This is a genomic window from Rhizobium sp. RU35A (assembly GCF_900156005.1).
Classification (GTDB): domain Bacteria; phylum Pseudomonadota; class Alphaproteobacteria; order Rhizobiales; family Rhizobiaceae; genus Neorhizobium; species Neorhizobium straminoryzae.
Map to the genome: position 1 here is coordinate 148,137 of NZ_FTMR01000003.1, position 12,013 is coordinate 160,149.

General features: G+C 62.5%; 15 protein-coding genes. 2 read left to right on the plus strand and 13 right to left on the minus strand.

Features of this window, described 5'->3' with window-relative positions; translation table 11 throughout:
- Positions 1–5: 5 nt before the first annotated feature.
- Positions 6–698, plus strand: coding sequence for a TetR/AcrR family transcriptional regulator (locus F3H95_RS09270; protein WP_143124093.1), 693 nt, complete (start codon positions 6–8; stop codon positions 696–698).
- Here F3H95_RS09270 and aroQ read toward each other — a convergent pair.
- The 12 genes from aroQ to pcaD all read right to left on the minus strand — a co-directional run bounded on the left by aroQ (position 673) and on the right by pcaD (position 9,747).
- Positions 673–1,116 carry a type II 3-dehydroquinate dehydratase gene (gene aroQ, locus F3H95_RS09275; protein ID WP_149745730.1) on the minus strand — a complete coding sequence of 148 codons (444 nt, stop codon included), beginning with the start codon at positions 1,114–1,116 and terminating at the stop codon, positions 673–675. The genes F3H95_RS09270 and aroQ overlap by 26 nt on opposite strands.
- A complete protein-coding gene (locus tag F3H95_RS09280; RefSeq protein ID WP_149745731.1) occupies positions 1,113–1,982 on the minus strand; it encodes a shikimate dehydrogenase in 870 nt (289 codons plus the stop codon). Before F3H95_RS09280 ends, aroQ begins: the two co-directional genes overlap by 4 nt.
- 51 nt (positions 1,983–2,033) lie before the next feature.
- Positions 2,034–2,795 carry an amino acid ABC transporter ATP-binding protein gene (locus F3H95_RS09285; RefSeq protein ID WP_143124096.1) on the minus strand — a complete coding sequence of 254 codons (762 nt, stop codon included), beginning with the start codon at positions 2,793–2,795 and terminating at the stop codon, positions 2,034–2,036.
- A 12-nt stretch (positions 2,796–2,807) separates the two neighbouring features.
- Positions 2,808–3,641 (minus strand): transporter substrate-binding domain-containing protein, encoded by an 834-nt coding sequence (locus F3H95_RS09290; protein ID WP_143124097.1) that lies wholly within the window; start codon positions 3,639–3,641, stop codon positions 2,808–2,810.
- A gap of 33 nt (positions 3,642–3,674) precedes the next feature.
- Positions 3,675–4,325 carry an amino acid ABC transporter permease gene (locus F3H95_RS09295; protein ID WP_149745732.1) on the minus strand — a complete coding sequence of 217 codons (651 nt, stop codon included), beginning with the start codon at positions 4,323–4,325 and terminating at the stop codon, positions 3,675–3,677.
- Between the two features lie 9 nt (positions 4,326–4,334).
- Positions 4,335–5,003: an amino acid ABC transporter permease gene (locus tag F3H95_RS09300; RefSeq protein ID WP_143124099.1), complete on the minus strand. Its 669-nt coding sequence runs from the start codon at positions 5,001–5,003 to the stop codon at positions 4,335–4,337.
- 498 nt (positions 5,004–5,501) lie between these two features.
- On the minus strand, positions 5,502–5,921 hold the full coding sequence (locus tag F3H95_RS09305) for an RbsD/FucU domain-containing protein (RefSeq protein WP_149745733.1): 420 nt from the start codon (positions 5,919–5,921) through the stop codon (positions 5,502–5,504).
- 186 nt (positions 5,922–6,107) lie between these two features.
- On the minus strand, positions 6,108–7,163 hold the full coding sequence (locus F3H95_RS09310; RefSeq protein WP_149745734.1) for a 3-carboxy-cis,cis-muconate cycloisomerase: 1,056 nt from the start codon (positions 7,161–7,163) through the stop codon (positions 6,108–6,110).
- Between the two features lie 7 nt (positions 7,164–7,170).
- Complete coding sequence (pcaG, locus tag F3H95_RS09315; RefSeq protein WP_149745735.1) at positions 7,171–7,788, minus strand: protocatechuate 3,4-dioxygenase subunit alpha; 618 nt, start codon at positions 7,786–7,788, stop codon at positions 7,171–7,173.
- Between the two features lie 2 nt (positions 7,789–7,790).
- Positions 7,791–8,531, minus strand: coding sequence for a protocatechuate 3,4-dioxygenase subunit beta (pcaH, locus tag F3H95_RS09320; protein ID WP_143124103.1), 741 nt, complete (start codon positions 8,529–8,531; stop codon positions 7,791–7,793).
- Positions 8,528–8,947 carry a 4-carboxymuconolactone decarboxylase gene (pcaC, locus tag F3H95_RS09325; RefSeq protein WP_143124104.1) on the minus strand — a complete coding sequence of 140 codons (420 nt, stop codon included), beginning with the start codon at positions 8,945–8,947 and terminating at the stop codon, positions 8,528–8,530. Before pcaC ends, pcaH begins: the two co-directional genes overlap by 4 nt.
- Before the next feature lie 2 nt (positions 8,948–8,949).
- Positions 8,950–9,747, minus strand: coding sequence for a 3-oxoadipate enol-lactonase (pcaD, locus tag F3H95_RS09330; RefSeq protein WP_149745736.1), 798 nt, complete (start codon positions 9,745–9,747; stop codon positions 8,950–8,952).
- A 90-nt stretch (positions 9,748–9,837) separates the two neighbouring features.
- Between pcaD and pcaQ the strand changes: the two genes are divergently transcribed.
- Complete coding sequence (gene pcaQ / locus F3H95_RS09335; RefSeq protein ID WP_143124106.1) at positions 9,838–10,761, plus strand: pca operon transcription factor PcaQ; 924 nt, start codon at positions 9,838–9,840, stop codon at positions 10,759–10,761.
- Between the two features lie 3 nt (positions 10,762–10,764).
- Here pcaQ and F3H95_RS09340 read toward each other — a convergent pair whose 3' ends face one another.
- Entirely contained in the window at positions 10,765–11,973 is a 1,209-nt protein-coding gene (locus F3H95_RS09340) for an MFS transporter (RefSeq protein ID WP_149745737.1), read from the minus strand.
- Between the last annotated feature and the right edge of the window lie 40 nt (positions 11,974–12,013).

The window sequence follows — 12,013 nt, forward strand, 5'->3', positions numbered from 1 at the left end:
ACCCGATGAAGCGAACTGCCGCAGCGGTGAAGGCCAAGGATGCCAAGCCGGCGACCCGGGACCCGGAAGGCGTGCGTCGCGACATCCTGACGGTAGCCATGGAGGAGTTTTCGCAGAACGGCCTGTCGGGCGCACGCATCGACGAGATCGCGGCGCGCACGCGCACCTCCAAGCGGATGATTTACTATTATTTCGGCGACAAGGAAGGGCTTTACCGGCGGGTGCTGGAGGAGGCCTATGGCAAGGTGCGCGGCGGGGAGACCGAACTGGACCTGGAGGGGCTGGATCCTGTCGCGGCGCTGGAACGCCTCTGTCGCTTCACCTTCGAGCACCATCGGGCCAACCCCGCCTTCATCCGCATGGTCATGATCGAAAACATCCACCACGGCCGCCACATGCAGACCTCTGACGCCATTCGCGGCCTCAACCAGCCCGCAATCGAAGCACTTCAGGGTGTCTTGCGGCGCGGGCAGGCGCAGGATCTGTTCCGCAAGGGCATCGATCCGCTGGAACTGCACTGGCAGATCAGTGCTCTTTCCTTCTTCAATGTGTCGAACAGCGCCACATTCTCGCACATTTTCGGCGGCGATCTCTTTACCTCGGAAGGACAGGAGATCCTGTCCCGGCATGTGGCCGAGATGGTGCTGCGCTATGTGCTCCGCCCGGATCATCTCAGCGCGATCGGGAAAACCGATTGATGAGGTGGCGCAGCGCCAGTTCGTAACCTTCCGTCCCGAAGCCGGCCAGAACACCATCAGCCCGCGTCGATACGTAGGAGTGGTGCCGGAAGACCTCACGCTTGTGGATGTTGGAGATATGCACTTCGAAGACCGGGCCCTCGAAGGTGTTGAGCGCATCGAGAATTGCGACCGACGTGTGCGTGAAGGCGCCCGGATTGATGATGATTCCGGCGGCCTCGGTGCGCGCGGCATGGATCCAGTCGATCAGTTCATATTCACGGTTGCTCTGGGCAAAGAAGAGAATGTGCCCCGCCGCTTCGGCGAGTGTCCGGCAGCGCGCCTCGATATCGGCCAGCGTATCGCGGCCATAGATTTCCGGCTGACGTTGGCCCAGCAGGTTCAGGTTCGGGCCATTGAGAATGTAGACGAGGCTCATCGTGGCGTCTCCACGGCACAAAGTTCGTGGAAATGCCGCGTCATCCGCTCCGCGTCCGGTTCGCGACCGCAAAACAGACGGAAGGCGCCAACGGCCTGGTAAACGGTCATGCCCCCGCCCGGCAGGGTTCGGCAGCCCTTTGCCGCAGCCGTTGCCAGGAGTTCGGTGATCAGCGGCACGTAGACGATATCGGCCACCCAGTGGCGCGGCTCAAGCAAGGCCGGTTCCACGGGAATGCCGGGATGGGCCAGCATGCCGACCGGCGTGGCATTGATGAAGCCGTCGGCCCATGGCAGCGATTGCGCCGGATCGTCAACAGCAAAGGCGCGTTCCGCACCAAAGCGCAGGTTCAGTTCCGCGGCCAGGGCCTCGCCCCTGTGGCGGTCCTGATCAAAGATGTCGAGATGGCCAACGCCAAGCTTCAGCGCCGCATGGGCAACGGCCACTCCTGCACCGCCGGCGCCGGCCAGAAGCACGCGCCCCTTCGCCACATCAGGAAGGCCTCGCGCCACGTTTTCATAAAAACCGTACCAGTCTGTATTGTGGCCGATGCGCCGTCCCTCTTGGAAGACGACGGTGTTGACGGCGCCCAGCATGCGGGCGTCATCAGACAGTTCATGCAGCAGCGGTATGACCGCCTGCTTGAAGGGATGCGTGATATTCGTGCCGCAGAAGCCTCGACCTTCCAGTTCGTCGAGAAGGTCCGGCAGCGCGCTGTCGGGCAGATTGCGGGCGGTCACGTCCACCAGTTCGTAGAGATAATCGAGGCCATGGGCTGCCCCTTCCTGCATGTGGAGCGCCGGCGATTTGGAAAGCTGGATCCCTGCGCCGATCAGGCCGACGCGAAACGAGGTTTGCTGTGTCATGGTCCCATGCCGTTCAGGCGGAGTGGATCGAAGGGGCGCGTGCGCGCTTCCTCAGTGGTGTGCGAGGATTTCACCCAGGAAGGCACGCGTGCGCTGATGCTGCGGATTGCGGAAAAACTCTTCGGGCGGGCCTTCCTCGATGATTTCGCCGGAGGCCATGAACACCACACGATCGGCCACCTGGCGGGCAAAGCCCATTTCATGGGTGACGCAGATCATCGTCATGCCGTCGCGCGCGAGACCGATCATGGTGTCGAGCACTTCCTTGACCATTTCCGGATCGAGCGCCGAGGTCGGCTCGTCGAACAGCATTGCCTTAGGCTCCATGCAGAGCGCCCGCGCGATCGCTGCCCGCTGCTGCTGCCCGCCGGAAAGCTGGGCCGGATATTTGTCCGCCTGGTCGAGAATGCGCACCCGTTCCAGATATTTGCGTGCGGTGGCTTCGGCCTCGGCCTTTGCCATCTTCTTCACCCGCATGGGGGCGAGGATGCAGTTTTCCAGAATGGTCATGTGCGGGAAGAGATTGAAACTCTGGAACACCATGCCCACCTCGCGCCGCACCGCATCGACGGTACTGGCGGAATGGTTGAGCACCGTGCCTTCCACGGTAATCTTCCCCTCCTGGATCTCCTCCAGATGATTGATACACCGGATCAGGGTGGATTTTCCCGATCCGGACGGGCCGCAAAGGACGATTTTCTCGCCCTTCGCCACCGTCAGATTCACGCTCCTGAGCGCGTGATAGGCTCCATACCACTTGCCGACGCCCTCGAGCGCAATCAGTGGGACATGCTGGGAGACGGATTGCGGCATGGAAACCTCCGCTTACTTGACCGTGAAGGGGATGTCCGGGAGCGAGTCCGGGAAGGCCGGCACATCGCGCTTCATCCACTTGGCATAGATCTTGGCGAGCGTGCCATCGGCCTTGATCTTGTCGATGAAGGTGTTGACGGACTCGTTCCAGTCCTTCTCGCCCGGACGGGTGCCGGCGCCGTTGTAGAGCGTCGTGAGATCGAACTTGGATTCGTACTTGCCAGCGGCAGCCGCGTTCAGGCGGTCGCCGTAGAACTGGTTGCCGCCGACGGCTTCCACCTGACCGGCAATGAGGGCCTGGATGTTGGCGGCATCATCGTCGAAACGCAGGATATTGGCGGTTTTCGCGCCGGCGGTCAGAGAGGTGTCCATTGCGCTCGACTTCGGAACGCCGACATTCATCCCCTTCAGGTCGTCGTATCCGGCAATCTTCTTGTCTTTCGGGCCATAGACCGAGAGAACGTTACCGGCATAGGGCTTGGAATACTGGATGGTCTTGGCGCGCTCGGCCGTCATGCCCATCGTGGCGAAGAGCACATCGACCTTGCCTGTCAGCAGGGCCGGAATGCGGTTTGCGACCGCGAGCGGAACGAATTCCACCTTGACGCCAAGGCTGTCGGCGAAAGCCTTGCCGATATCGGCATCGAGTCCGTCCTGTACGCCGCTCGAGTTGACGAAGCCCCAGGGGGAGTTGTCGCCCTGGATGCCGATGACAACCTTGCCCTTCGACTTGGCTTCGGCGACCGTGCCGGCGAAGGCGTCGGTTGCCTGGATCGCCGGCAGAGCGGCAACGCAGGCCGCCAGCGCAAGCAGGCTGCGGCGGGTGATCTTGCGGAATTCCTTCATCTTTTGCTCCTCCTTAACAAAGCTGATGAACGGTTAACGGGATGCTGTCTGCAGGCTGCGCTCGGCGCGGGCGCCCCAGAGCGACAGCGGCCAGCAGATCAGGAAATAGATAAGGCCGACGATGGCGAAGACGGTCAGCGGGCGGAATGTCTGGTTGGAGACGATCTGGCCAGCGCGTGACAGTTCCACGAAGCCGACGATGGCGGCGAGCGAGGTGCCCTTGATCAACTGCACGAGGAAGCCGATGGTCGCCGGCAGCGCGATCTTGAGCGCCTGCGGCAGGATGACGTCGCGGACACGCGAGACATAGTGCAGGCCAAGCGCCTTGGCGGCCTCCGTCTGCCCCTTCGGCACGGCCTGGATGCCGCCCCGCCAGATCTCACCCAGAAAGGCGCTGGCATGCAGGGTAAAGGCAATGGCAACAGCGAGCCAGGCATCGACATCCAGCCCGACGAGTGCCACGCCGTAATAGACGACGAACAGCTGCATCAGGAGCGGCGTTCCCTGGAAGACGGCAATATAGCCGGCCGTGGCGCGCTGGAGGACCTGGCTCTCCGCCGTGCGCGCGAGGGCCACCAGGAGGCCGAACACGCCACCGCCGATGAAGCCGATCAGGGTCAGCGCCAGCGTCCACTTCAGACCCTGCAGGAGGAAGTACAATTCGTTGAAGCCGATCGACGCCATGTCTTGTCCTCACTTGACCGGATAGCTGAAGGAGAGGCGGTTGATGATGGCAAAAACGCCCATCATCAGCGAGGAAATCACCAGATAGAGCAGGGTGATCGAGAAATAGACCTCGAAGGAGCGGAAGGTATCCGCCTCGATCTTCTGGGCCACGGAGGTCAGTTCATAGGCGGCAATCGAGGTGCAGACCGAGGTCGTCAGCGTCAGCATGATGAACTGGCTGGTCAGTGATGGATAGACCGCCCTCAGCGCCGGCTTCAAAACGATGAAGCGGAAGATCTGTGCCTTGTGCAGGCCAAGCGCCAGCCCCGCCTCCACCTGCCCCTTCGGAATGGCATCCACCCCGCCGCGAATGATTTCGATGGCATAGGCGCCGCCGTTGAGGGCAAGCGCGATGATGGCCGTGACGGTCGGATTGAGGCGGATGCCGAACTGCGGCAGCGCGAAAAAGATGAAGAAGATCTGCACGAGGAAGGGCGTGTTGCGGATAACCTCGACAAACGCAATCACCGCAGCGCGCAGCGGCCGGATGGTCGAGCGCCGGGCTATGACGCCCAGAATGCCGATGATCGTCGCAAGCGACATGCCGGCGATCGCAAGGCCGATCGTCGACAGGCAGGCCAGCAGCAGTTCGGGAAGTCGCTCCACGACGGCCGAGAAATCCAGGCTGTATGACATCAATCCTCCCGGCCCGTCCGGGGATGCCGGCGATGAACGTCGCCTCCCCTCGGGTCCCCAATCCTCCCTGCGTCTCCGGCCGCACTCACGGCGGCATCTGAAGACAGGAATGTTTGTACCAGTTAGTTCATAATGTGGTCAACAGGTTTGACGTCTGTCAGGTCGGTGATTTTCGGTTCTTGCGGAAACAGATGGTGGAGGGTGACAGCGCCGGCATGCCGGCTCCCAGCTGTGAAAGCGCGGCTGCTGAATAAATGCAGGCGCGCATGGCCCCCTTTGGCTTCTGTCGAGCCTCGGTGGGTACCGAAGGTCTCATGGGCACCCGCTTCGCATTGCGCGTCCTGAAAGACGGTCGCTGCTGCGTCAGGCGCCGACCATGCTCATCGATCGTCCCGTGCCCTATGTGGAGAGGCATATGATCGATGTGAAAAGAAATGGCGGCAACCGGGGTGCCGCCATGCTTCATCTCAGGCGCAAGCCGTGCGCGGGTGGCGCCGGTCAGCTTCTGACCACGCCCTTTTTAAGGATGATGTTTCCATAAAGGCGAGTTTCTCCGGTCTGGACGATGGCGAAGCAGTCGCGGGCGCGGGCGTAGAAGGCGTGTCGCTCCAGCGTGCCGCAGGCGCCGCGCTCGCCAACCAGTGCACGCAGTTCGGCGACCGCCGGCGGTACGTCCTCGGGGCTGCCGACCACCTCCATCGTGAAGACGGGAACATCGACGAAATCGTCGAGTGGCAGCACGGTCAGGATTGCCCGCGTCGCCTCCGTCACGCTGATTCCGTCCAGACGCACCAGCCGACGCGCATTGGTCGTACCCGGAAAATTTGCGTCGACAATGGCGATTTCATCGCCATGGCCCATGGCGCGCAGCACATGCAGCAGGTCCGGAGACAGAAGCGGGTCGATGTTGATAAGCATAAAGAAAATCCTCCCTGATGGCCTTCAGGCCAAAGCGCGCGCACACTACCGCATTGTCTTAAAAACGGGAACGGCTGGCGCATAAAATATAAGGCGTCAATTCAATGGGTTAGGTGGTTGTCATCTCAGGCGCGCTGTTGTCTGCCAGGCCCAGGCGCAAGATAACCTCCCTGCTGGGGCTAAGCCTCAAACGGTCCCAAGCGAGCGGATCTTGCCAACGAGATCTGTTGCCAGACGCAGCGACGCGCCGCAGGCCACCGCCAAGGAGGGCAACAGCAGCCATTCCAGCGTCCAGGCAGCACCCGAACGCTCCTGCTCGTGGACCAGCGCATGATGCATGCCCGACATCTGCACGGCGTTGAAGCGCGCAAGGGACACGAGCGCTTCGGCGGCCACCGGGTTCTGCTTGTGGGCCATGGCAGACGAACCGCCGCCGCCGGACAGGCTGATCTCGCCGCCCATCTGCGCCAGCAGCGCGACGTCCTGTCCAAACTTGCCAAGACTGCCGGAAATGCGCGAAAAGAGGTCGGCGACTTCTACCAGGCGGTCACGCTGGCTCTGCCATTGGGGAACATCGGCGAGCCCAAGTTCTGCGGCGAGCCCTGCCCTCACCGCTGCAGCCTTGTCCGCCAGCCTGTCCAGCGTCCCGGCAGCGCCGCCGAACTGCAGCGGCAGGCGGGCGGCGAGGATCGACTGGGCCTGCACCGCATGGCGTTGCAGAGGATCGGACCAGGAGCGAATGCGATCGGAGACCGTGATCGGGATCGCCGCCTGCATACGGGTATGCCCCATCAGCCGACGGTCGCCATGGGCCTGGTCGAGGGCGTGAAAGGCTGCAACCAGATCGTCAAGCCTTTGCCGGTGCAGGGACAGCACGGAGGAGAGCCGCAGCATCAGGCTGGTGTCGATGACATCCTGACTGGTGGCACCCACATGGACATGGGCGGCGTCCTCGCCGCCCACGGCCGATCGCAACTGCTTGACCAGTTCTGCAACCACCACCCCATCACGCGCGACGCCCTCGCGCAGACCGTCCATATCGGGCCAGAAACGGCCCATTTGATCGGCAATGCGGCGCGCTACGTCTGCCGGAATGACGCCCGCCCGCCCTTCCGAAAGCGCCAGCGCGCGTTCGAAAGCCAGCATTGCCTTGATGTCGGCACCGGCGCGAAAGAAGGCACCGGTCTCCTCGTCACCGAGAAGACCGGACAGGAAGGGGTGGTCGAATGCGGAAATGGCCAAGGCTGCCTCAGATGTCGAAGAACACGGTTTCGTTTTCGCCCTGAAGATAGATATCGAAGGTTACCGTATTGCCTTCGCGCTTGCCGATAAGGGTCGGCACGCGTACGCGGTGCTCTATGCGGTTGAGCACCGGGTCCTCCGCATTGGCGGCCTCCTCGTCGGAGAAGTACATGCGCGTATGAAGGCCGATATTAATCCCGCGCGCAACGATCCACAGCGTGACATGCGGTGCCATCAACCTGCCGTCATTGAACGGTATGCGGCCCGGCTTGATCGTCTCGAACACGAATTCGCCTGTCGCCATGTCCGCCGGGCATCGCCCCCAGCCGAAGAAGTTCGGATCGGCCTTGCCGCGTGTTTCCGACGGGCTGTTGTAATAACCATCGGCATCCGCCTGCCAGATTTCCACGAGCGCGTCGCGCAACGGCGTGCCGGACCCGTCGATCACCCGCCCCCTGATGGTGATGCGCTCGCCACGGGTCTTGTCGTTGCACAGCGGTCCGGAACCGAGATCCGTCTCGTAGACGCCGTGGATGCCCGTGAAGTTCGGCGTGCAGCCGATATGGACATAGGGCCCTGCCGTCTGCGACGGGGATTCCTTGAGGTAGTTGAGCGGCTGAACCATGGTCAGTTGCCCTCCTTGCGGTTCTCGAAGAAGGTGGAGCGGCGACCACGCAGAACGATGTCGAACTTGTAGGCGCGCATATCCATCGGGATGGTGTTGTTCATGTCGAGCGGCGCGACGAGGCGCTTGATCGCCTCCTCGTCCGGGATCGTCTTGACGATCGGACAAATCCAGATCAGCGGATCACCTTCGAAATACATCTGCGTGATCAGGCGCTGGGCAAAGCCGTGGCCGAAGATCGAGAAGTGGATATGCGCCGGGCGCCAGTCATTGACGCCATTCGGCCATGGATAGGGGCCGGGCTTGATCGTGCGGAACCAGTAATAGCCGTTCTCGTCAGTCACGCAGCGCCCGAAGCCGCCGAAATTCGGATCGAGGGCCGCGAGATAGGTTTCCTTCTTGTGGCGATAGCGACCGCCGGCATTGGCCTGCCAGAACTCCACCAGCGCGCCGGCCACGCCCACGCCACGCTCGTCCAGCACGCGGCCATGGACAAGGATGCGCTGGCCGATCGCCATCTCGCCGGGCTTGGCATAGTTGACGATCAGGTCGTTGTCGAACTCGTTGATCATGTTGTGGCCGAAGACCGGGCCGGTGACTTCGCTCTTGGTCCCTTCCAGCGAGATCAGGGCGCGCTGGGGCGAGCGCAGCACCGAGGTCTTGTAGCCGGGGGTCAAGGCTGGCGGATGCATGGCCCGGTCGCGGGCAAAGAAACCGCCTGTTTCAGGCAAGGCATTCTTCATTTCGTGTCCTCCTCAGTGTCCTGAGATGCTTCCATCTCGGCATAGACTGATTTTGCGATCTTGAACGCATGGTTGGCTGCCGGAACGCCGGCATAGATGGCGACGTGAAGAAGTGCTTCGCAGATGTCTTCCTTCGTCGCGCCCGTATTCGCCGTGGCACGAATATGCATCGCCACCTCCTCGTGCTGGCCGAGGGCGGCAAGAAGCGCGATGGTGACAATGGACCGCTCGCGTTTCGAAAAATGGGGGCGGGACCAGACGGTGCCCCAGGCCCCTTCCGTGATCATCTCCTGGAACGGGCGATCGAACGGCGTCTCGTTCGCAATCGCTCGGTTCACATGGGCATCGCCCAGCACCGAGCGGCGGGTCGTCATGCCCTGGCGGTAGCGTTCCGAGGCAACGGACTGGTCAGCCATGTCTAGTCTCCAGGCAGGTCTGCAATGAAGGTACGCAGAAGGGTGATGAATTTTTCGGGCGTTTCCACGCAAGGGATATGTGCTGCCCCGGCAATCACGGCAAAGCGGGCGCCCGGCACGAGATCGGCGAGCGAACGTACGAGATCGGGCGGTGTCGAGCCATCCTGGTCTCCCACCACGCAGAGGGCGGGAACCGCAACATTGCGCGCCACCTCGGTGAAGTCTGCATCGCGGATCGCCGCACAGGTGCCCGCATAGCCAAGCTTCGGCTGGCGCACGAGCATGGTGCAGTAGCCCTGATAGGCGGCATTGTCCGCAGAGCGATAGGGGGACGTGAACCAGCGCGACATGATTGGTTCGAGAATGCTCTCGATCCCGCCCTCCATCACCGCATCGATACGGGTCTTCCAGAATTCAGGCGTGCCGATCTTGTGCGCGGTATCGGCGAACAGGATGGCGCGCACGAGATCTGGCCGGCTCTGGTACAGACCGAGCGCAATCAGGCCGCCGACCGACAGGCCGCAGACGATCACGCTGGTGAGGCCATAGTGATCGAGAAGGCCGGCCAGATCCTGCGAAAACTCCTCGATCCGGTAGGGCGGCGAGCCGAGATCCGACAGGCCGTGGCCGCGCTTGTCGAAAGTGAGGATCGTAAAATCATCGCGCAGTACGGCGACGACCGCATCCCAGATGCGCCGATCGGTGCCGAGCGAATTGATGAAACAGAGCGCCGGCTTGCCGCTACCGAGACCATGAATGTCATGGCTCAGCACCACGTCGCCGATCCTGAGAAATTGCATGATGTGTTCCTCCGTTGCCTTTATTGCATCTCCAAAATGGTTAGGTAAAATGACATTTCAGCGCTTCATCGTTAACCTAAGAGTTATGTATTGATTGGCTCCCGCGTCAAATACCGGCATCTGCACACCTTCGTGGAGGTGGCGCGGCAGAAGAGCGTGGTGAAGGCTGCCGACGTTCTGCATATCAGCCAGCCGGCGGTGACGAAGACGATCCGCGAACTGGAAGACGCCCTCGGCGTATCGCTTTTCGAACGCGACGGTCGCGGCATCCGGCTGACGCGGCCGGGCGAGGTGTTTCTGCGCCATGCCGGCGCCTCGCTGACCGCCCTGCGGCAAGGTATTGATTCTGTCTCTCAGGAACTGCTCGACAATGTTCCGCCGGTACGCGTTGGCGCGCTTCCGACCGTCTCCACCCGTATCATGCCAAGGGCCATGGCGCTGTTCCTCGATGAGCAGACGCGCAGCCGCATCAAGATCGTTACCGGTGAAAATGCCGTTCTGCTGGAGCAGTTGCGGCTTGGGGAACTGGATCTTGTTGTCGGACGACTGGCAGCGCCTGAGAAAATGACCGGCTTCTCCTTCGAGCATCTGTATTCGGAGCAGGTGCTGTTCGTGGTCCGCGCCGGCCATCCGCTCTTGTCCGGCGGCTCGGTCTACGCGGGGCTGGCGCACTACCCGGTTCTGATGCCGACGCGGGGCTCGATCATCCGCCCGGTGGTGGAGCAGTTCCTGATCGCCAACGGCGTGGCCAGCCTGCCGACGCAGGTGGAGACCGTCTCCGACGCCTTCGGCCGCGCCTTCGTGCGCATGAGCGATGCGATCTGGATCATTTCGAGTGGTGTCGTCGCGGGCGACATTGTCGATGGAATGCTGGCGGCATTGCCGATCGATACCAGCGAAACCAAGGGCCCGGTGGGGCTGACGCTACGCACCGATATGCCTCCCTCGCTGCCGCTCTCGATTCTCATGCAGACCATCCGGCAGGCGGCGGCTGAGGTTGTGTCGTCCGGGTAACGCTCAGCCTGTCCGCCGTCCAGCCTGCTCCAGCGCAAACAGCACAACGCCCAGTACGCCGAGCCCGGCGCCGACACTGGCGGTGCCCGTCCAGCCACCCCAGTGATAGGTGAGTGTGCCGAGCGTCGAGCCGAAGGCGCCGCCGATGAAGGCGGAGGTCATGTAAATGGCGTTGAGGCGGCCGCGCTTTTCGGGGGCGATGGCGAAGATGATGCGCTGGCTGACAATCTGGTTGGCCTGCACCGCAGCATCTATCAGCACGGCCGACATCGCGAGCAGAACCAGCGCACCGGCCATCACCGCATAGCCGCTGACGGCGAAGAAGACGGCTAGCCCCACCATGGCCGTCGCGGACAGGACAAGCCCGAGGCCACGATCGGCCAGACGTCCGACGATGGGAGCGGCCAGCGCACCGCCGGCACCCGCCAGCGCGAACAGACCGATCTGGTGCTGACTGAGGGCAAAGCGCTCGGACAGCGCAAAAGGGATTGCCGTCCAGAACAGGTTGAAGGCGCAGAAGATGATCGCCTGATAGGCGGAGCGCCAGCGCAGCACCGGTGTTTCGCGCAGCAACGTGCCCATCGAGGCGATCACCTGATGATAGCGCATGCGGCTTTCCGGCGCCTGTTTTGGCATCATCCGGAACAGCGCGAGGCCGATGGCAGCCATCAGGGCGGCAGAGAGGAAGAAGATCGCCCGCCAGCCGAAGGTGCCTGCGACGAACAGTGACACGGGCCTTGCCAGCATGATGCCGGTCAGCACCGCCGCCATCACGTTGCCGACGACGCGGCCGCGCTTTTCCACCGGCACCTTGTGCGCGATGAAGGGGATCAGTACCTGCGCACCGGTGGAGCAGACGCCGATGAGGAAGGAGAACAGAAAGAAGGGTACGACGGAGGTCGACAGCCCCATGCCGATCAGGCCGATCAGCGTGATGCTCAGCGTCACCAGCACCAGGCGGCGGTTTTCCACCAGATCCGCCAGAGAGACGAGGAAAAACAGCCCGATGCCATAGCCGATCTGGGTTGTCGAGGTGAGCGCGCCCGCCAGATCCGGATCGATGCCGAGTTCGCCGGCGATTTCCCGCACCAGGGGCTGCGCGTAATAGATATTGGCCACCAGCGAGCCGGCGGCCAGTCCGATCGTGGCAATGAGGGCCGTGGACGGTCCCTCCGTGGAACCGTCGGCCCCGGTAGGATGCGGATCGGACATGAAAACTCCTGAACGAGACGGGACTGCAAGCGGCGGCGGG

Coding starts and splice junctions, on each gene's coding strand:
- F3H95_RS09280 (WP_149745731.1), bottom strand. CDS start 1,982: ATGACACAGCAAACCTCGTTTCGCGTCGGCCTGATCGGCGCAGGGATC.
- F3H95_RS09295 (WP_149745732.1), bottom strand. CDS start 4,325: ATGGCGTCGATCGGCTTCAACGAATTGTACTTCCTCCTGCAGGGTCTG.
- F3H95_RS09270 (WP_143124093.1), top strand. CDS start 6: ATGAAGCGAACTGCCGCAGCGGTGAAGGCCAAGGATGCCAAGCCGGCG.
- F3H95_RS09290 (WP_143124097.1), bottom strand. CDS start 3,641: ATGAAGGAATTCCGCAAGATCACCCGCCGCAGCCTGCTTGCGCTGGCG.
- pcaG (WP_149745735.1), bottom strand. CDS start 7,788: ATGGTTCAGCCGCTCAACTACCTCAAGGAATCCCCGTCGCAGACGGCA.
- F3H95_RS09340 (WP_149745737.1), bottom strand. CDS start 11,973: ATGTCCGATCCGCATCCTACCGGGGCCGACGGTTCCACGGAGGGACCG.
- F3H95_RS09305 (WP_149745733.1), bottom strand. CDS start 5,921: ATGCTTATCAACATCGACCCGCTTCTGTCTCCGGACCTGCTGCATGTG.
- aroQ (WP_149745730.1), bottom strand. CDS start 1,116: ATGAGCCTCGTCTACATTCTCAATGGCCCGAACCTGAACCTGCTGGGC.
- pcaD (WP_149745736.1), bottom strand. CDS start 9,747: ATGCAATTTCTCAGGATCGGCGACGTGGTGCTGAGCCATGACATTCAT.
- F3H95_RS09285 (WP_143124096.1), bottom strand. CDS start 2,795: ATGCCGCAATCCGTCTCCCAGCATGTCCCACTGATTGCGCTCGAGGGC.
- pcaC (WP_143124104.1), bottom strand. CDS start 8,947: ATGGCTGACCAGTCCGTTGCCTCGGAACGCTACCGCCAGGGCATGACG.
- F3H95_RS09300 (WP_143124099.1), bottom strand. CDS start 5,003: ATGTCATACAGCCTGGATTTCTCGGCCGTCGTGGAGCGACTTCCCGAA.
- pcaH (WP_143124103.1), bottom strand. CDS start 8,531: ATGAAGAATGCCTTGCCTGAAACAGGCGGTTTCTTTGCCCGCGACCGG.